1 protein-coding gene is annotated in these 253 nt (G+C 51.8%); it reads right to left on the bottom strand.

Annotated features, from left to right (window positions below):
* Positions 1–162, bottom strand: a 162-nt coding sequence (locus tag R0J87_RS22655) for a helix-turn-helix transcriptional regulator (protein WP_498889159.1), incomplete at its 3' end; no start/stop codon positions are given.
* Positions 163–253 lie beyond the last annotated feature (91 nt).

Here is a 253-nt window from a genome sequence, read left to right as displayed (position 1 = left end):
CGCTTCTGCCATGACCGGTACGCCAGCTTCTGCTATTGCGGCCAAATCGCGGTATATAGTGCGGACGCTTAAACCAAAATGTTCGGCCATCATCTCAGCGGTACAATAGCGGCGGCTTTGCAGATACAAAATAATGGCTAGCAGCCGGTCTACCCGGTTCACCTGATGTTGCTCCTGGTCTGCACTATCAACCGGCTTATTTTGCCATCTTGCAGCGCAAATACATACTGGCAATCATCGGCGTCATTTGCCG

The sequence above is a fragment of the Halomonas sp. SIMBA_159 genome (genome assembly GCF_046536035.1).
In the GTDB taxonomy this organism is placed as follows: domain Bacteria; phylum Pseudomonadota; class Gammaproteobacteria; order Pseudomonadales; family Halomonadaceae; genus Vreelandella; species Vreelandella venusta_A.
The sequence above is the reverse complement of the archived record's forward strand: the minus strand, read 5'-3'. Positions and strand labels throughout refer to the sequence as shown.